At 74.7% G+C, this 17,595-nt stretch carries 17 protein-coding genes; 9 read left to right on the top strand and 8 right to left on the bottom strand.

From position 1 onward, the window contains the following. Window positions 1-19: 19 nt before the first annotated feature. Window positions 20-2,386 (bottom strand): helicase-associated domain-containing protein, encoded by a 2,367-nt coding sequence (locus tag CLV37_RS17400; protein ID WP_106212716.1) that lies wholly within the window; start codon window positions 2,384-2,386, stop codon window positions 20-22. Window positions 2,387-2,429: 43 nt separating this feature from the next. On the opposite strand from CLV37_RS17400, the gene CLV37_RS17395 reads away from it, so the two are divergent. After that, the gene (locus CLV37_RS17395) at window positions 2,430-2,942 is read left to right on the top strand and encodes a DinB family protein (RefSeq protein ID WP_106212714.1); all 513 of its coding nucleotides are present in this window, start codon (window positions 2,430-2,432) and stop codon (window positions 2,940-2,942) included. Window positions 2,943-2,946: 4 nt separating this feature from the next. Here CLV37_RS17395 and CLV37_RS17390 read toward each other — a convergent pair whose 3' ends face one another. Further along, complete coding sequence (locus tag CLV37_RS17390) at window positions 2,947-3,948, bottom strand: sigma-70 family RNA polymerase sigma factor (protein ID WP_106212712.1); 1,002 nt, start codon at window positions 3,946-3,948, stop codon at window positions 2,947-2,949. Window positions 3,949-4,016: 68 nt separating this feature from the next. On the opposite strand from CLV37_RS17390, the gene CLV37_RS17385 reads away from it, so the two are divergent. Continuing rightward, on the top strand, window positions 4,017-4,763 hold the full coding sequence (locus CLV37_RS17385; protein ID WP_106212710.1) for a sulfite exporter TauE/SafE family protein: 747 nt from the start codon (window positions 4,017-4,019) through the stop codon (window positions 4,761-4,763). An 11-nt stretch (window positions 4,764-4,774) separates the two neighbouring features. On the opposite strand, the gene CLV37_RS17380 is transcribed toward CLV37_RS17385, so the two are convergent. Further along, window positions 4,775-6,190, bottom strand: coding sequence for an MFS transporter (locus tag CLV37_RS17380; RefSeq protein WP_211298742.1), 1,416 nt, complete (start codon window positions 6,188-6,190; stop codon window positions 4,775-4,777). Between the two features lie 71 nt (window positions 6,191-6,261). Between CLV37_RS17380 and CLV37_RS17375 the strand changes: the two genes are divergently transcribed. After that, window positions 6,262-7,041, top strand: a complete 780-nt coding sequence (locus tag CLV37_RS17375; protein ID WP_106212708.1) for a nitrilase-related carbon-nitrogen hydrolase — start codon at window positions 6,262-6,264, stop codon at window positions 7,039-7,041. Window positions 7,042-7,056: 15 nt separating this feature from the next. On the opposite strand, the gene CLV37_RS17370 is transcribed toward CLV37_RS17375, so the two are convergent. Together CLV37_RS17370 and CLV37_RS17365 are read right to left on the bottom strand one after the other, a co-directional pair. Continuing rightward, window positions 7,057-8,061: an asparaginase gene (locus tag CLV37_RS17370; RefSeq protein WP_106212706.1), complete on the bottom strand. Its 1,005-nt coding sequence runs from the start codon at window positions 8,059-8,061 to the stop codon at window positions 7,057-7,059. Window positions 8,062-8,076: 15 nt separating this feature from the next. After that, complete coding sequence (locus CLV37_RS17365; RefSeq protein WP_106212704.1) at window positions 8,077-10,341, bottom strand: HelD family protein; 2,265 nt, start codon at window positions 10,339-10,341, stop codon at window positions 8,077-8,079. A gap of 258 nt (window positions 10,342-10,599) precedes the next feature. Between CLV37_RS17365 and CLV37_RS17360 the strand changes: the two genes are divergently transcribed. Together CLV37_RS17360 and CLV37_RS17355 are read left to right on the top strand one after the other, a co-directional pair. After that, window positions 10,600-11,685 carry a fatty acid desaturase family protein gene (locus tag CLV37_RS17360; RefSeq protein ID WP_211298741.1) on the top strand — a complete coding sequence of 362 codons (1,086 nt, stop codon included), beginning with the start codon at window positions 10,600-10,602 and terminating at the stop codon, window positions 11,683-11,685. A 168-nt stretch (window positions 11,686-11,853) separates the two neighbouring features. After that, window positions 11,854-12,057, top strand: a complete 204-nt coding sequence (locus CLV37_RS17355) for a cold-shock protein (RefSeq protein WP_106212702.1) — start codon at window positions 11,854-11,856, stop codon at window positions 12,055-12,057. Between the two features lie 75 nt (window positions 12,058-12,132). Here the strand turns inward: CLV37_RS17355 and CLV37_RS17350 are convergent, their stop codons facing one another. Further along, window positions 12,133-12,654: a mycothiol transferase gene (locus CLV37_RS17350; RefSeq protein WP_106212700.1), complete on the bottom strand. Its 522-nt coding sequence runs from the start codon at window positions 12,652-12,654 to the stop codon at window positions 12,133-12,135. Between the two features lie 103 nt (window positions 12,655-12,757). On the opposite strand from CLV37_RS17350, the gene CLV37_RS17345 reads away from it, so the two are divergent. Further along, window positions 12,758-12,997: a hypothetical protein gene (locus CLV37_RS17345; protein WP_106212698.1), complete on the top strand. Its 240-nt coding sequence runs from the start codon at window positions 12,758-12,760 to the stop codon at window positions 12,995-12,997. Between the two features lie 4 nt (window positions 12,998-13,001). Here the strand turns inward: CLV37_RS17345 and CLV37_RS17340 are convergent, their stop codons facing one another. Continuing rightward, window positions 13,002-13,364, bottom strand: coding sequence for a VOC family protein (locus tag CLV37_RS17340; RefSeq protein WP_106212696.1), 363 nt, complete (start codon window positions 13,362-13,364; stop codon window positions 13,002-13,004). A 64-nt stretch (window positions 13,365-13,428) separates the two neighbouring features. On the opposite strand from CLV37_RS17340, the gene CLV37_RS17335 reads away from it, so the two are divergent. Next, complete coding sequence (locus tag CLV37_RS17335) at window positions 13,429-14,172, top strand: class I SAM-dependent methyltransferase (protein ID WP_106212694.1); 744 nt, start codon at window positions 13,429-13,431, stop codon at window positions 14,170-14,172. Between the two features lie 43 nt (window positions 14,173-14,215). Here CLV37_RS17335 and CLV37_RS17330 read toward each other — a convergent pair whose 3' ends face one another. Beyond that, complete coding sequence (locus CLV37_RS17330; protein ID WP_106212692.1) at window positions 14,216-15,433, bottom strand: pyridoxal phosphate-dependent aminotransferase; 1,218 nt, start codon at window positions 15,431-15,433, stop codon at window positions 14,216-14,218. 141 nt (window positions 15,434-15,574) lie between these two features. On the opposite strand from CLV37_RS17330, the gene CLV37_RS17325 reads away from it, so the two are divergent. Together CLV37_RS17325 and CLV37_RS17320 are read left to right on the top strand one after the other, a co-directional pair. Next, window positions 15,575-16,162: a YdcF family protein gene (locus CLV37_RS17325; RefSeq protein ID WP_211298740.1), complete on the top strand. Its 588-nt coding sequence runs from the start codon at window positions 15,575-15,577 to the stop codon at window positions 16,160-16,162. 158 nt (window positions 16,163-16,320) lie between these two features. Beyond that, the gene (locus tag CLV37_RS17320; protein ID WP_170127331.1) at window positions 16,321-17,595 is read left to right on the top strand and encodes an ABC transporter substrate-binding protein; all 1,275 of its coding nucleotides are present in this window, start codon (window positions 16,321-16,323) and stop codon (window positions 17,593-17,595) included.

Here is a 17,595-nt window from a genome sequence, read left to right as displayed (position 1 = left end):
GACGGGTACCTCCCGCCGCTCAGCCGGCGTCCACCACACCGGTGATGCGGTGCACCGAGAAGGACCGGACCGTCCGCTCCGCGTGGTCGAAGACCGTCACCCGGCCACCGTCGACGCCCAGCGGGTCGACGAGGTGCCGCCCCGCGGCCCCCGTGGCGTCGACGTACCCGACCCACACGGGCCGGCGGCGGCTGACGGCCTCGCGCAGCACCGACAGCGACGTCGTGGGGTCCATCGCCGGCAGGGCGGGGGCGTCCTCGTACCGCTCCCGGCGGCGCTCCAGCTCGGCGAGGTCGTCGTCGCCGCCGCGGACCGTCTGCACGGCGGCGGCCAGCAGCGACGGGCCCGGCGCGGGCGGCTCGCCCGTCACCGGTCGCGGCGGCGGCTTGGGCCCGGAACGGTTGGCCGAGGGACGGCGGACGAGGAGCTCCCCGCCGGGCCCCTCCGCGGCCGGGGCGACCCCCACGTCGCGCAGCACCGCCAGGACGTCGTCCGGGTCGGCGGAGCTGGTCAGGACGGTGGGGGCCAGCGCTCGCAGACCCAGTGCGCTGCAGCGCTTGTCGGCGACCAGCTCGGCGAGCAGGGTGGGGTCCTCGGCGCGGACGTAGGCGTTCGCCCGGCCCACCCGCACGCGCCCGTGGCGCCGGGCGACGTCGCGGACGAGGTACTCCAGCGGTTGCGGGACCCCCGTCGAGGACAGCTGGGCGAGGAAGGCGAGGACCTCGTCCGCGGTCTGCCCGTCGTCGAGCCCGCGGCGCACCGTCGTGGGGTCGAAGCGGTAGACCGTCGCCCCGCCACGGCTCTCGACCCGGGCCAGCGACTCCAGCCGCCGGGCCACCGCCGCCTCCAGCGGTCCGGGCGCGACCGCCGTCAGGTCGGCCTGCAGCAGCACCTCGCGCACCGGTTCGGGCATCGCCCGGGCCAGGGCGGCCAGGGCGCCGTCCTCGTCACCGGCCAGCAACGCCCGGCCCGCGGGGGCCAGGGCCCCCGCGCCGAGGACGCCCAGCCACGCCGCGTCCCGCAGCGTCCACTCGACGAGGTCGTCGCGCAACCGCGTCGCGCGCCGCGGCGCCGACCAGCGCAGCCGGGCGGCGAGCTCGGGACCGGGCACGGCGCCGTCGGCGGGCAGCGCGGCGAGCTCGGCCAGGACCGCGTGCCGGACCACGGGCGCCGACGTGCGGTCCAGGTCGGGGCCCAGGGCGTTGCGGGCGGAGTCCTTCGCGTCGCGCGAGCCCACCATCGCCGGTACCCGCGTCGAGGGCAGCCACGCCGTGGCCAGCGTCAGCCACTGCTCGGGCACGTCCTCGGCCAGCCACGCGTCGAACGCGGGCGTGGGCAGCCAGCGCGGTTCGACCTCGCCGTCGTCGGCGACGAGACCGGCCACCCACGCCGTCTCCACGACGAGCGCCGCCGTCGGCTCGTCGACCTCGAGGGCGGCCGCGGTCCGCTTGAGGTCGCGCACTCCGAGACCGCCGGCGCGCAGCACGGACGGACCGGCCGCCCCCCACCAGCGGCCCAGCTCGGCCACCAGCCGGCACGCCTCGGTCGCGGCCTCGGCGGACGCGGCGAGCACCCGGTCGTGCGGCCGGGCGCTGACCGTCAGCTCGGGCGCGACCCGCTCGGGGCCGCGGTGGACCTTGCCCCCGCGCAGCGCCAGCGCCACCTCGCGGGGCAGCACGACGGTGCCCGGACCTGAGACCGCCAGCAGGCCGCGGGACAGCAGCCACTCCACCGGTCCGGACGACGACGCGGCCCGGACCTGCCGGTCGGCGCGTTCGACGGCCCCCGTCGGCGGACCCCACGTCAGCTTGTCCAGGACGGCGCGCACCCCTTCGGGCGCCCCGGCCAGCAACGCCTCCACCCTGGCCGGGACGGCCAGGTGCCCGCCGAGCCGCACCAGCGCGACCTCGGGGTCGTGGCTGACCTCCAGGCCGAGGTCCTCCAGGAGCTCGGCCAGCCGCTGCGGCGAGCGCCGGCCGAGGGCGTCGGCCAGCGTCGGCCCCAGCCCGGCCGGGTGCGGGCCGAGCAGCTCGCGCACGGCGGCGACGAGGTGCAGCCGGCGGTCCGGCCCCCACACCAGCGCCCGCCGGCGCAGGTCCGCGACGACGTCGCCGGCCCTGGCCCCCCACGCCTTCGAGACCGCGGTGACGCTCGTCGGGTCCGGCAGGACGGCGAGGACCTCGGCGACCTGCAGGGTCGGGGTGTCCAGCCGTTCCAGGGCCCGTTGGGTGCTGGCCCGCGTCGTCGCGCGGGTGGCGAGGGCCGTCGAGGACGTCGGCAGCGGGGCGGCGAGATCGGGGCGGGCGGCGAAGAGGGCCTGCAGGTCCTCGTCCGGGCGCGAACGCAGGTCCTCGGCGAGGGTGCGCGGGGCTGGGGCCGTGGGCATCGGAACCGATCCTAGTGTCGGGGGCCGCCCCTAGCCTGCGGTCATGACCACCGACGAGGACCTGTCACCCGAACGACGTGAGTTCCTGTCCGCGCTGAACGAGCACCGCGCCCTGTTCACCGCGACCCTGACCGGCCTGAGCGACGAGCAGGCCGGTTCCCGTCCCACGGTCAGCGAGCTGTGCCTGGGCGGGCTCGTCAAGCACGTCGGGCAGACCGAGGCCCAGTGGGTCGCGTTCGCCCTGCGGGGCCCGGCCGCCTTCCCGTCCTTCGCCGACACCGACTGGCAGGCCCGCGCCGACTCCTTCCGGGTGCTGCCGGGGGAGACCGTCGCCGGGATCCTCGCCGACTACGCCGCCGTCGCCGCCCGCACCGACGACCTCGTCCGCACCGCCGACCTCGACGTCGCCCACGACCTGCCCGAGGCGCCGTGGTTCGCCCGTGAGCGGTGGAGCGTGCGGCGCGTCCTGCTGCACCTGCTCGCCGAGGTCTCCCAGCACGCCGGGCACGCCGACTTCCTGCGCGAGGCGATCGACGGGCGCAAGTCCATGGGCTGAGCGCTCAGGCCCGCGCGGGCGGCTCAACCGGGAACCCGAAGAGCCCGAACAGGCGCGTGTCCAGGAACGAGGTGATCCGCGCGATCTTCCCGTCCGCCAGTTCCAGGGCCTGGATCGCGAAGGGCACGAGCTCGCCGTGCTCACCGATGGGCTTGTAGTGCACGTACGCCGGGGAGCCGTTCATCGTCACCGGCACCAGTTGCGACCCGCGGCACTGGTGACCGGGGCCGAGCATCCACGCCGCGATGTCCTCGGCCCCGGCCAGCCACAGCTCGAACGGGGGCATGTTCTGCGTGACGTCGGCCGCCAGGAGCTTGACGAACGCGTCGATGTCGTACGCCTCGAACGCCCGGACGTACTCGTCCAGCAACGCCTCGTGGCGCGCGTCCAGCGGCTCGGTGCGCTCGACGTCGGGGCGTTCGGCCAGCGTCGCCCGCGCCCGCTGCAGCGCGCTGTTCACCGACGCCGTCGTCGTGTCCAGCAGCGCGGCGACCTCGTCGGCCTTCCAGCGCAGCACGTCGCGCAGGACGAGGACCGCGCGCTGGCGCGGCGGCAGGTGCTGCAGCGCCGCGACGAAGGCCAGCCGGATCGACTCGCGCGCCACCGCGATCTCGGCCGGGTCGCCGGCCTCGGGCAGCACCCGTTCGTCGACCATCGGCTCCAGCCAGGTGTCCTCCGGGCGGCGTGCGGCCAACGACGCCTCGACCGGTTCCCACGCCGCCGCCGACAGGTCCATCGGCCGGGCCCGCTTCCCGCGGTTCTCGATCATCGTCAGGCACACGTTCGTCGCTATCCGGTACAGCCAGGACCGCAGGCCCGAGCGTCCCTCGAACCCGGCGATGCCCTTCCACGCGCGCACCAGCGTGTCCTGCACGGCGTCCTCGGCGTCGAAGGCCGAGCCGAGCATGCGGTAGCAGTACCCCGTCAGCTCGCCCCGGTGCGCGGCCAGCGCCGGTTCCAGGTCGTCGCGGGTGAAGGTGCTCGAACTCCCGGTGGTCGTCGTCACACCCACAGCACAGCACAGCCGTCCGACACGACGGGAGCACCCGGACGGCCCTGGTTGGATGGTGGCCCGTGCCGCCCACCGAGATCCCGCTGCTGCTGCTCGCGGGGGTCGCCTCCGGGCTGGTCGGCAGCACCGCGGGCCTGGCCTCGCTCGTCTCCTACCCGGCGCTGCTGCTGACGGGTCTGTCGCCGCTGGCCGCGAACGTCACCAACAGCGTCGCCCTGCTCGGCGTCACCGCCGGGACGGCCGCCGGGTCACGTCCCGAACTCGCCGGCCAGGGTGCCCGGATGCGGCGCCTGCTGCCGATCGCCGCCGCCGGGGGAGCGGTGGGGGCCGTGCTGCTGCTGGCCCTGCCGCCGGGCGCCTTCGAGCTCGCCGTCCCGTTCCTGGTCGCCGGGGCGTCGCTGACCCTGCTGCTGCAGCCGCGCCTCAAGCACCTGCAGCCCGGCCGGTTCTCAGCGAACAACCCCCTGGTGCTCACCGCGATCTTCCTCGTCGGGATCTACGGCGGCTACTTCGGCGCCGCCGCGGGCGTCCTCATGCTCGCGCTGTCCGAGGTGCTGCACGCGCAGTCCCTGGCCCGCAACAACGCGCTGAAGAACATGCTGACGGGCGCCGCGAACACCGTCGCCGCGGTGGGTTTCGCCGCGTTCGGGCCCGTCCACTGGTGGGCGGCGCTCGCGCTCGGCGCCGGCTGCGTCGCCGGCGGCCGGCTCGGCCCGGCCATCGTGCGCCGGGTCGACCCGCGCGTGCTGCGGGTGGTCATCGCGGTCGCCGGGTTCGCGCTGGCGGTCCGGCTGTTCGTGACGCGCTGACCGGCCCCGGGTCAGCGTCGGCCCGCGCGCACCGCGTCACCGGCGCCCCGGGGCAGGAACGCGTCCTCCACGAGGCTCAGCACGCCGACGACGGCCATCCCGACCAGCGCCACGCGGTAGGCGAACGGCGCGTCGCCGCCGGGGGCGAGGACGTCCGCCGCGCGCACGAGCAGCGCCGCGAGCGCGACGCCGAGGCCCGTGGCCAGTTGCGTCGTGATGGAGGCGACGGCGTTCGCCGGGCCCATCCGCTCGGCGGGGACGTCGGCGAACTGCAGCGTGTTGTAGGCCGTGAAACCCACCGACCGGGCGGCGCCGGAGACGGCGAACAGCACGGCGACGACCGGTTCCGGGGTGCCGGGCGACAGCAGCGCGGCCGCCACGAAGGTCGCCGCGAGCACCAGGGTCGACACGGCCACGATCGGGATCAGCCGGAACCGGCGCATCAGCGGCGTCGTCAGCGGTTTGATCCCCAGGTTGCCCGCGAAGACGAGCACGAGCATCGCGCCGGCCCGCACCGGGCTCCAGCCGAAACCGTCCTGCAGCAGCAGCGGCAGCAGGAACGGGGCGGCGCTGACGACGGCCCGGTAGACCGACCCGGCCGAGTTCGACGCGCGGAACGTCGCGATCCGCAGCGTCGCCAGGTCCAGGACGGGGTGCTCGACGTGACGCACCCACGCCACCACGGCCACGCCCACGGCCAGCGCCCCCACCAGCAGGACGGCCCCCGGGACGGTCGTCGAGCGCTGCGCGACGAACTCCATCCCCAGCACCAGCGCGGTGACGGCCACGACCACGAGCACCAGCCCGACGACGTCCAGGGGGCGGCGCGTCGTGGCGGCCGTCGGCACGACCCGCCACGCGGCCACGGCCAGCAGCACCCCGACGGGCACGTTGACCCAGAAGATCCACGGCCAGCCCGCGTACTCCGTCAGCACCCCGCCCAGCAGCGGCGCGACGACGGGCGCCACGAGCGCGGGCCACGTCAGGTACGCGATGGCCCGGACGAGGTCGGCCTTGGGGGTGCCCCTGAGCACCACGAGCCGCCCGATCGGGACGAGCATGCTGCCGGCGACGCCCTGCAGCACCCGCGCGCAGGTCAGCGCGCCCACCGACCCCGACGCCGCGCACAGGACCGAGGCGAACGTGAAGACGGCCACGGAGGCGAGGAACACCCGGCGCGCGCCGAGGCGGTCGGCCAGCCACGAGCCGAACGGGATGAAGGCGGCGACGGCGACGAGGTAGGCCGTGACCGCGAGGCCGAGGTCGGTCGCGGCGACGCCGAAGCCGGCCGCGATGGAGGGGACGGCGGTGGTCAGGATGGTCGCGTCGAGGTTCTCCATGAAGAACGCCAGCGCGACGACGAGCGCCAGCGGCCGGGACCAGCCGACGGAGCCCGGGGGAGCGGTCGGGGCGGTCGCAGCGGTCACCGGCCCAGGCTACGGCGTAGAGCTGAACCGGTTCACGTCTTGAGCGCGGCCCGGCGTGGTAGGCAGGGCCCGTGCGCGTCGCCCTCTCCCAGCTGAACAGCGGCACCGACCCCGCGGCCAACCTCGACCTCGCCCGCACCGAGATCGCCGCGGCCGCCGCGGCCGGGGCGCGGCTGCTCGTGCTGCCCGAGGCGTTCTCCTGCCGGTTCGGGGTCCCGCTCGGGCCGGTCGCCGAACCCGTCGACGGCCCCTGGGCCACGGCGCTGGGCGACCTGGCCGACGCGGCCGGGATCACCGTCGTGGCGGGTGCGTTCTCGCCCGGGCGGGGCGGCCGGGTCCGCAACACGCTCCTGGCGCGCGGCGCCGGGGTCCACGACCACTACGACAAGATCCACCTGTACGACGCCTTCGGGTTCGCCGAGTCCGACACCGTCGAGGCCGGCGCGCGTCCGGTGGTGCTCGACGTCGACGGCGTCGGGGTGGGGCTGGCGACCTGCTACGACGTGCGGTTCCCGGGGCTGTTCCAGACCCTGGCCGACGCGGGCGCGCAGGTCGTCGTGGTGGCCGCCTCGTGGGGCGCCGGGCCCGGCAAGGTCGAGCAGTGGGAACTGCTGGCCCGGGCCCGCGCCCTGGACTGCACGAGCTTCGTCGTCGCCTGCGGCCAGGCCGAACCGCCGGACGCCGAGGGGTCGGCCCCCACCGGGGTCGGGCACAGCCGGGTCGTGGGGCCGCTGGGGTCGGTCGTGGCCGAGCTGGGGTCCGCGCCCGGCCGCCTCGTCGTCGACCTGGACCTCGCCGAGGTCGCCGCGGCCCGGGCGAGCCTGCCGGTACTGCTCAACCGGCGGTTCTGAGGCCGGGCCGGGGGCTCAGTGCGTGGCGAACGCCTCGACGATCCCGGCGCGGTCCATCCCCGCCGCCAGGCACAGCGCGAGCAGGATCCGCGCCTGCTGCGGGGACAGCGTGTCCGAGCCGATCAGCCCGCGCTCGTCCATGCCCCGGCGCTGGGTGAGCCGCCCGGTGAGGGCGCGACTGCCCACCACGACGGCCACGCCCGCCTCGACGGCCCGCTGCAGCGCGGCCTCGACGGCGGGCGGGTTCATGCCCGGCGGCAGCGAGGCGACGACGAGCCCGCGGGCGCCGTCGGCGACGGGGCGCTCGACGACGCGGGCGTCGGCCCCGGCCCACACGGGCACGATCTCCACCCGCGGCCAGGCGCCGGGGGCGGTGCCGGCGAACGCCGAGTCCACGGTGTGCCGGCGCAGCAGCCTGCGGTGCATCCAGACCCGTCCGTAGGGGTCGACGTCGCCGAGCGGGCCGTGGTCACGGGCGCGGAACGCGTCGAGGCCGGAGTTCGACGTCTTCAGCACGTCGCGGGCCGACAGCACACGGTCGTCCATCGCGACGAGGACCCCGTGCCCGCGGGCCGCGGGGGAGGCGGCGACGCGCACGGCGTTGAGCAGCCCGACCTGCGCGTCCGAGCCCAGGGCCGTCGGCGGTCGCTGGGCACCGACGAGGACGACGGGCACCGGCGACGGGGTGGTCAGGTGCAGGACGTACGCCGTCTCCTCCAGCGTGGCCGTCCCGTGCGTCACCACGACCCCGCTCACCTCGGGGGCCAGGGCGAGGACCCGCGCGCGCAGGCGCGCCCAGGCCACCTCGTCGAACGCGGTGCTCGGGACGCCGGAGAACCGCTCGAAGCCGACGTCGACCTCGTCGGCCAGGTCGTCGGGGAAGCGGTACAGCGCCCGGGCCTGCTCGTCGTCGAGCATCCGGCCGGCGTCGACGTAGTCGAGGCGGTCGAACTCGTCCCGGCCGGCGCTGCCGATCGTCCCGCCGGTCAGCAGGACCACCACGCGAGGTTTCGTGCTCACCCGGCGATCATGCCCTCAGAGGTGGTCCATGCCCCGCGGCAGGGGTTCGGCGTGCAGGACGTGCAGCTCCTGGGTGGCGCGGGTCAGGGCCACGTACAGGTCGTTCGCGCCCCGCGGCCGGCGCAGGACGGCGGCCGGTTCGAGCAGCACGACGACGTCGAACTCCAGGCCCTTGGCGCGGTGGACGTCGAGGACGGACACGGTCGCGTCGAGGTCGTCGGGGGAGGCCGCGACCGCCCCGGCGGGCAGGACGGCGGCCACGGCCGCCCGGACGGCGTCCGAGCCCAGCGGCCCGTGCTCCTCGGCGGCGACGACGGCGATGCGGCCCTCGTCGAGCGCGGCGAACCGGTCTCGCACGTGCTCCACGACGGACTCCAGGCCCGTGAGCGGGACGGCGACGGGGTCGTGCTCGCCCTCGCGCACGGGCGTCGGGGGGTTGGCGGCGATCCCGGCGCTGCGCAGCACGTCGGCGGCGACCCGGGAGATCTTCGCGGGCGTGCGGTAGTTGACGGTGAGCTCCTCCAGCCGCCAGCGGTCGTCGACGACGGGTTTGAGCGCCTGGGCCCAGCTGCGCGCCCCGGCGGGGTTCGACGTCTGCGCGACGTCGCCGACGAGGGTCATCGACCGCGACGGGCAGCGGCGCTCGACCAGCCGCCACGCCATCGCGGACAGCTCCTGCGCCTCGTCGACGACGACGTGCCCGTAGGCCCAGGTGCGGTCGGCGGCGGCGCGCTCGGCCACCGTCCCGCTCGGGCCGGTCCCGGAGAACCGGTCGGCGAGCAGCTCGGGGCTGACCAGCGGGTTGCCCACCCCGGAGGCCTCGAAGTCCTCCAGGACCTTGCGGGCGTAGGCGATCTGCTCCTCGCGGTCGGCGGCCGCGCGCGCCGCCGTCGCGGTCTCCTCCAGCGGCCCGAGCAGCTCGGCGAGCTCGTCGAGCAGCGGGACGTCGGCCTCGGTCCACGCGGTGGCGTCCGCGCGGTGCAGCGCGGCGCGGTCGCGCGGGGACAGCTGCGGGGCGACGGCCTCCAGGCGCGCGGGGTCGGCGTACAGGCCGGCGAGCACCTTCTCGGGGGTCAGCGGCATCCAGCACAGGTTGACCTCGCGGCGCACGTCGCGGTCCTCGCGCAGCTCGGCGACGAGGTCCTCGCGCTCCTCGCCGAGGTCGACGCCGCGGGCGCGGGCCAGGGCGTTGACCAGGGAGTTCAGCACCTCGCGCACGAACGTCACGCGGGCCACGTTGTGGGGCTTGCGGGTGCGCCGGGCGCGGGTGCGGGCCGAGGCGATCGCCTCGGGCCGCAGCTGCACGCGCGTGCCGTCGAGGTCGAACCGCAGGGGCGCCTCGGGCACCCGCTCGCGGGCGGCGACGGCGGCGTCGAGGACGTCGACCATCCGCAGCGACCCCTTCACGCGGGCGGCCTCGGGGGAGTCCTCGCCCCGGGCGAGGACCCCGGGGTACAGCTCGCCGAGGGTCTGGGTGACGACGCCGGTCTCCCCGAGGGCCGGCAGCACCTGCTCGACGTAGCGCAGGAACACCGGGCTGGGCCCGAGCAGCAGGACCCCGCTGCGGGCCAGCCGGTCGCGGTGCGTGTAGAGCAGGAACGCCGTGCGGTGCAGGGCGACGGCCGTCTTGCCCGTCCCGGGGCCGCCCTGGACGACGAGGACGCCGCGGTCGGAGGCGCGGATCACCCGGTCCTGCTCGGCCTGGATCGTCGCGACGATGTCGCCCATGCGGCCCGTGCGCGGGGCCGTGACGGCGGCCAGCAGCGCGGCGTCGCCCGTGGTCCGTTCCCCGTCGGCGGCGACGAGCACCTCGTCGTCGAGGCCGGTGACGTGCCGGCCGGCCGTCAGCAGGTGGCGGCGGCGCACGACGTCGCGGGGGGCGGCGGCGGTCGCCTGGTAGAAGTCCTGGGCCGCCGGGGCCCGCCAGTCCACGAGGATCTGCGTCCCGCGCTCGTCGGCCAGGCCGAGCCGGCCGACGTAGCGGCGGGGGTCCTGGGTGCCCTCGCGCAGGTCGAGGCGGCCGAAGCAGAGCCGGTTCTCCACCGACCACAGCTGCGAGAGCCGGTCCTCGTACAGGGTCGCGAAGGCGTCGCGCTCGAAGCGGTTCTGGTGGGTGCCGGTGGCCAGGGTGCGGCGCACCTCGGCCAGCTGGGCCGCGGTCTGCTCGCGCAGCGCGTCCAGCCGGGCGTAGAGGGTGCCGACGTGGGCGTCCTCGCGGGCGACCTCGCCCGCCTCGGCGGCGTCGCGGTCGGTCACGCTCGGTTCGGTCGACTGGCTCACTCGGGCGGCTCTCCTCGAACAGGCCTCGACGGGCACGGTGCGCGGTGCGTGCCGCGAAACGGCACCGAAGAAGACTAGACGCGCGCGTCGGGGCACGAACCGGCGGACCGGTACGTTCGCCTGGAAGAAGCAACGCTGCGTGAGGTCGCAGTGCCTCCGCCGTACCGCTGTGCCTCCCACGGGTCCACCTCCCGGGCACCGCGGTGACCGCCCGACCGGCCGGTCACCACCCGCCCCCAGACCCGTCCGAGGAGACCCGTGACGACGACCCCCACCCACCCCGAACCCGGGGTCGCCCCCGCCCGGGCCCGCAGGACCACCCCCTACGCCGCTCTGACGGCGGCCGTCCAGGAGGCGGGGCTCATGCGCCGCCGCACGGGGCACTACTGGGTCCGCATCGCAGTCACGACCCTCGCCTTCGCGGCGGTCCTGGCCGGGGCCTTCCTGCTGCGCGACTCCTGGCTCGTGCTGCTGACGGCCGCGCCCCTGGCGCTGGTGCTGACCCAGTTCGCCTTCCTGGGGCACGACGGGGCGCACCGGCAGATCTTCGCCACGCACCGGAGCAACGAGTGGGCCGCGCGGATCTTCGCGGCGCTGCTGACGGGTCTCAGCTACGGCTGGTGGATGGGCAAGCACAACAAGCACCACCAGGCGCCGAACCAGCGGGGCACCGACAGCGACATCGAGTCCGACGTCGTCTCCTTCCACGAGGAGGCCGCAGCGGGCCGTCGGGGCGCGCTGCGGTGGGCGACGCAGAAGCAGGGCTGGTGGTTCTACCCGCTGCTCCTGCTGGCGGGCCTGAACCTGCACGTGGACTCGGTGCGCACGATGGTGCGCGGCCGCGCCGGCAAGCGGCGCTGGGTCGACACCTCCCTGATCGTCGTGCACTGGGCCGTCTACGCCGCCGCGCTCGTGCTGCTGCTCGGCCCGGGCCGCGGCGCCGCCTTCTTCGGGGTGCACATGGCCGCGTTCGGCCTGTCGATGGGTGGGGCGTTCGCCCCCAACCACGTCGGGATGCCGATCGTGGCGCGCGAGACGAAGGTCGACTTCATCCGCCGGCAGGTCCTGACCTCGCGCAACATCTCCGGCGGCTGGTTCGTGGACCTGTTCATGGGCGGGCTGAACCACCAGGTCGAGCACCACCTGTTCCCCTCCATGCCGCGCCCGAACCTGCGTGCGGCGCGCCCCTTCGTGCTCCGCTTCTGCGCCGAGCACGGCATCTCGTACACCGAGACGTCGTTGCCGCGGGCCTTCGCGGACATCGTGCGCTACCTCAACGAGGTGGGGCTGGCCGCCCGCGACCCGTTCCGCTGTCCGCTGGTCTCGCAACTGCGTGCGAGCTGACTAGCCACAACGGGTCGGATCCGTGCTAGGTTTTGTGCCAGTCGCAGTTTCTCGTCGTGCTTGTAGCGCCCGGGGGATCACCGAGGGGCACGCACGCCGACCACAAAGGTCAGCTCCCTCGGCGGCGAGTCCCGCTTCATGGCGGGGCGCAAGACCCGAGGAGGCCTCATGGCTCAGGGAACTGTCAAGTGGTTCAACGGTGAGAAGGGCTTCGGCTTCATCGCCCCCACCGACGGTGGACCGGACGTCTTCGTCCACTACTCCGCGATCTCCGGCAACGGGTACCGCAACCTCGAGGAGAACGACACCGTCGAGTTCGAGGTGACCCAGGGCGCCAAGGGCCCCCAGGCTGCCAACGTCGTCCGTCTCTGATCCTCGCGATCTGACGAACGCCGGGACGACCCCCGCCCCCTCGTGGGACGGGGGTCGTCCTGCGTCCGGCCCCGGTCAGTCCCGCGCGGCCGCGGTCCGCTCCAGGACCCCCCGCACGTAGGCCGCCTGCGCCGCGTGCTCCAGGTCGTCGTCGGCGACGCTGACCAGCCGGACCCCCAGGGTGACCGGTGGGTCCCACCGCACGTCCACGACCCGGTCCAGGTCGGCCGCGCTGAGCCCCGCCAGGTACCCGGTCGTCCGCTGGTGCACCGCGTCCAGGTAGCCGGCCAGCAGGTCCGCGCCCACCCGCACCTGCCCCACCTGCTCGGCGCTGAAGCCGTACCCGGTCTCGCCGTCGGCGAACGGCAGCGCGAACCGCCGCGCCCACCCGTCCGCGACCCACGTCTGCTCCGTGCCCGCGACCTCGCTGACGTGGTCGTCCTGCACCCGCGCCAGGTGCCACACCAGCCACGCGATGCTGTTGGCCCCCGGGTCCAGCCGCGCCGCCAGCGTCTCGTCGTCGAGGCCGTCGACCGCGGCGTGCACGGCGTCCGGGATGCGTCCGTAGAGGTCGAGCAGCAGGTCCTTGGAGTCCATGCCCCCTGCCTAGCGCCGGACCGGCGCGCGCGCACCCCCGGGCGCCCTGCTCCGGACGGGGGAAGCCCCGAAACGTGTGCACCCGCACAGCGATGGAACCCCCGTGACCCAGACCCAAGCCCTCGAGCAGTGGTGGTCCTCCCTGGACGACCGCGCCCGGCGCGACGCCCTCGAGGTCGAACCCGGCGACTTCCTCAGCGAGGCCCTGGCCCTCGACCTGCAGCTGTACGGCGTCCACGTGCCCGACGTCGCCGTCGCCTTCGACCTCGACGGGGACCTGCGCCGCGTCGTCGTCCACGTCCAGCCGCGCACGCTGACGGACTTCCTCACCGGCGTGCGCTGACCCCTCAGACCTCGCAGGGGTCGAAGGCGCAGAACTCGTTGCCCTCCGGGTCGGCCAGGACGTCCCACCGGCGGTCCTCGCCGCGGGCCAGCACGAGCGTCGCCCCCGCTGCCAGCAGCGCGTCCCGGTCCCCGACGACGTCGACGTGCATCCGGTTCTTCACCGTCTTGGGCTCGGGGACCGGGTTCACCCAGATCAGCGGACCGGCGCCGGAGGGATCCTCGATCGGCACCGGCCAGGAGGGGTCGCGGTCGCCCTCCCCGTCGTGGTCGCGGCGCACGTAGCCCAGCACCGCGCACCACCAGTCGGCCTGCGCCTGGTGGTCGGCCGCGTCGAGGCAGAGGTCCTTGAACCGGGCGATGGCCATCCCGCACGGTCCCACACGCCAAACCCGCGTGACCCGTCGAGCGGTCCCGGGTGAGGATCGGCACGTGCCCGACGCGCTCTTCGCCGACCCCCGGCTCGCGGTCCTGCACGACCTGTTCGAGGACCCCGCGCGCCCCGACCTCGACCCCTACCTGGTCCGGGCCACCCGCGAGCCCCGCGCCCGCCGCGTCGTCGACGTCGGCTGCGGCACCGGGGTGCTGGCCGCCCGCCTGGCCCGCGCCGGCCTCGACGTCGTCGGGGTCGACCCCGCCGCCGCCAGCCTCGCCGTCGCCCGCGACCGTGAGCCGCGGGTCCGGTGGCTGCAGGCCGGGGCGGCCGACCTGCCCGCCCTCGCACCCGACCTCGAGGCGGACCTCGCGGTCATGACCGGGAACGTCGCCCAGGTCTTCACCACCGACACCGGGTGGGACGCGGCGCTCGCCGGCGTGGCCCGGGCGTTGCGGCCCGGCGGCCGGTTGGTGTTCGAGACCCGGCGCCCGGCCGCGCGCGACTGGGAGAACTGGTCGACCGCCACGCAGCACCGCGACGTGCCGGGCACCGGTCACGTCACCAAGCGCTTCGAGCTGCTCGACGTCACCGGCGCCCTGGTCACCTTCCGCAACACCTTCGACCTCGCCGGGACGGTCGTCGTCTCGGAGTCGACGTTGCGGTTCCGGGACCTGCCCGAACTCGAGGGGTCCCTGCGCCGCAACGGCTTCACCGTCCAGGACGTGGGGCAGGCCCCGGACCGGCCCGGGCTCGAGTTCGTGGTGGAGGCCACCCGCGCCCGGCCGGTGACGGCACGTTGACTCCCCGGTCCCGGTGAAAGGGACCGGGGAGTCAACGTGCCGGTCAGCCACGGGCGGTCCGGGCCCCCAGGAACGCCCCGATCCGGCCCACGGCGTTCTCCAGGTCCTCCACGCGCGGCAGCGTCACGATGCGGAAGTGGTCGGGCCTGGGCCAGTTGAACCCGGTGCCCTGCACGACGAGGACGTGCTGCTCCTCGAGCAGGTCGACGATGAGCTGGTAGTCGTCCTCGACCCGGTGCACCTCGGGGTCCAGGCGGGGGAAGCAGTACAGCGCCCCCCGCGGTTTGACGCAGCTGACCCCGGGGATCGCGTTGAGCAGCTCCCACGTCCGGTGGGCCTGGTCGGCCAGCCGGCCGCCGGGCAGCACGAGGTCCCCGATCGACTGGTGCCCGGACAGGGCGGCCTGCACGACGTGCTGGGCGGGGACGTTGGCGCACAACCGCATGTTGGCCAGCAGGTCCAGGCCCTCGATGAAACCGGTCGCGTGCGACTTGGGGCCGGACAGGTACATCCACCCGGACCGGAACCCGGCGACGCGGTAGGCCTTCGACAGCCCGTTGAACGTGATGCACAGCAGGTCGGGGGCCAGCGACGCCGTCGAGACGTGGGTCGCCCCGTCGTAGAGGATCTTGTCGTAGATCTCGTCGGACAGGACGAGCAGCCCGTGCTCGCGGGCGACCTGCAGCATCCCCTCGAGCACCTGCGTCCCGTAGACGGCGCCCGTGGGGTTGTTCGGGTTGATGACGACCATGGCCTTGGTGCGCGGGGAGACCTGTGCGCGCAGGTGGTCCAGGTCCGGTTCCCACCCCTGGGACTCGTCGCACAGGTAGTGCACGGCCCGGCCGCCGGCCAGGCTGACGGCGGCCGTCCACAGCGGGTAGTCCGGCGCGGGGACCAGCACCTCGTCCCCGTCGTTGAGCAGCGCCTGCACGGCCATGACGATGAGCTCGCTGACGCCGTTGCCCATGTAGACGTCGGCGACGTCGACGTCGGGCACGCCCTTGAGCTGGCTGGACTGCACGACCGCGCGGCGGGCGGACGGGATGCCCTTGGAGTCGCTGTAGCCCTGCGCGACGGGCAGGTTGGCGATCATGTCCTGCAGCAGCTCGTCGGGGGCCTCGAAGCCGAAGGGGGCGGGGTTGCCGATGTTCAGCTTCAGGATGCGGTGCCCGGCCTCCTCGAGCTGCTGGGCCCGCCGGAGGGCGGGGCCGCGCACGTCGTAGAGGACGTTGGCGAGTTTGTCCGACTGCTCGAGTTCCATGACCGGCCTTCTCGGGGATCTGCTGGGCCGCTCCAGCTTGGCACGGGGCGTCGACGGCACCGGCTCCGGTAACACCCCGGAGTGTCGGCGGGTAGCGCTACCCGCCGCCGCGCCCGGCCGGGGCGAGGGCATGCTGGTCCGGTGCCTCCCGCCCGGTCCCGGACCCTCCTCGCGCTCGCGGCGGGGACCTTCCTGGGGGTGGAGGCCGCCCACGCCCTCGCCTCGCGCCGGGGGTTCGCGCGCGGGCACCGGGCCGGCGAGCCCGACGTCGTGGTGGTGCTGGGCTGCCCCCCGCGGCCCGACGGCTCGGTGAGCCGCATGCAGCGCTGGCGGACGCGGATCGCGGTCCGCACCCCCGGGCGGGCGGTGCTGGTGTTCTCCGGCTACGCCCGCGACGGTCTGCCCAGCGAGGCGGCCGTCATGGCCCGCCACGCCGTCGAGGGGCTCGGGGTGCCGGCGGACCGGGTGCGCACGGAGGAGGAGGCGAGCACGACGTGGGAGAACGTCGAGTTCACCCTGGCCCGGCTCGACGGCGCGCGGCGCGTGGCGATCGCCTCCTCGCCCGTGCACGCGCTGCGGGCCCGCCGCTACCTGGCGCGCCAGCGCCCGGACCTAGCCGCGCGGCTGGTCCGGGCCGCCGACTACCGGTTCGGGGAGCGGTGGGACCTGAAGGCGCTGACGGTGCTGTACGACGTGGGACGCTCGCTGTGGCTACGCCTCCCGCTCTAGACATCCGATGAAAAGGCTGAGAAACGCCGTTCGGAGTGTCCTTGACACGACTCTGCGGCAGGTCCACCCTTCAGACATCCGAGGTCTGCCTCGGCGCTTCGAGCGGCTCGGCCAGCAGGGCCCGCCGCGGTGACATCGACGTCATGGAGGCCGCCCCGATGTCCGTGCAGTTCCCGAAGGGTTTGTCGCGCAGGTCCCTGCTCTCCTACGCCGGTGGTGCCGGCGCACTGGCCGCCCTCGCCGCGTGCGGGGGCAACTCCGGCGGTTCCTCGTCCTCCGGCGGCGACGGCGACCTCACGTGGTTCATGTGGTCGGGCTCCACCGCCGAGGTCGACGCCTGGAAGCACGTCGCCGAGATGGTGACGAAGGCCGACTCCACCACGAAGGTGACGTTCCAGACCGCCGCGTGGAACGACTACTGGACCAAGCTCACCTCCCAGGCCGCCAGCGGTGCCTCCGCGGACCTGGTGGGCATGCAGTCGCTGCGCGCGCCGCAGTTCGCCGAGCTCCTCGTCCCCCTGGACGACAAGCTCTCCTCCCTCGGCATCGCCGACGACACGTTCGAATCCAGCATCTACGACGGCCTGAAGGTCGACGGCAAGGTCGTCGCCCTGCCCTACGACTTCGGTCCGTACATGATCTTCTACAACAAGACCGCGTTCCAGGCCGCCGGGCTGCCGCTGCCCGCGCAGGGGTGGACCACCGCCGACTTCATGACGGCGGCCAAGGCCCTGACCACGGACGGCAAGTACGGCTACTTCGCCAGCTCCTCCATCGACGGAGTGCTGCCCTGGGTGCTGTCGGAGACGGGCAAGGCCGCCGTCGACGATTCCGGGAAGCTCGACGTCGACAACGACGACTGGCGCAAGGTCCTGACCTGGTACCGCGGGCTCGTGTCGACCGAGAAGGTCGCCGCCCCGCTGCCGAGCGCCACGTCCAGCGCGGCGGCCACCAACCAGTTCCAGTCCGGCAACGCGATGATGTGCATCGACGGTCCGTGGAGCCTCATCAACGCCAAGGCCACCGCCAAGTTCGAGGTCGGCATCGCGCCGATGCCCGCGGGGTCCTCGGGGTCGAAGACCATGACGGCCGGTTCGGGGTTCGGCGTGTCGAAGTCCGCCAAGGACCCCGACCGGGCGGCCAAGGCGGTCGCCGTCCTCACCGGCACGGATGCCGAGTCCTACCTGGGTCAGCAGGGCCGGGCGTTCCCGGCCCGGGTGGCCCAGCAGCAGTCCTGGTACGACGGCAACGACCTCGGCGACGCCAAGACGGTCATGGACTACTCCATCGAGAACTCCATCCCCTACAAGACGACGGCCACGTGGACGCAGGTCAACGACACGTACTCGCGGTACGCGGTGCCGGCGTTCAACGGCGACGGCAGCGTCGACGACCTCCTGACCCGGGTCCAGGCCCAGGACAAGTCGAAGTAG

This window comes from Kineococcus rhizosphaerae, from assembly GCF_003002055.1.
Lineage (GTDB): Bacteria > Actinomycetota > Actinomycetes > Actinomycetales > Kineococcaceae > Kineococcus > Kineococcus rhizosphaerae.
This window is presented reverse-complemented; position numbering and strand designations above follow the sequence as displayed.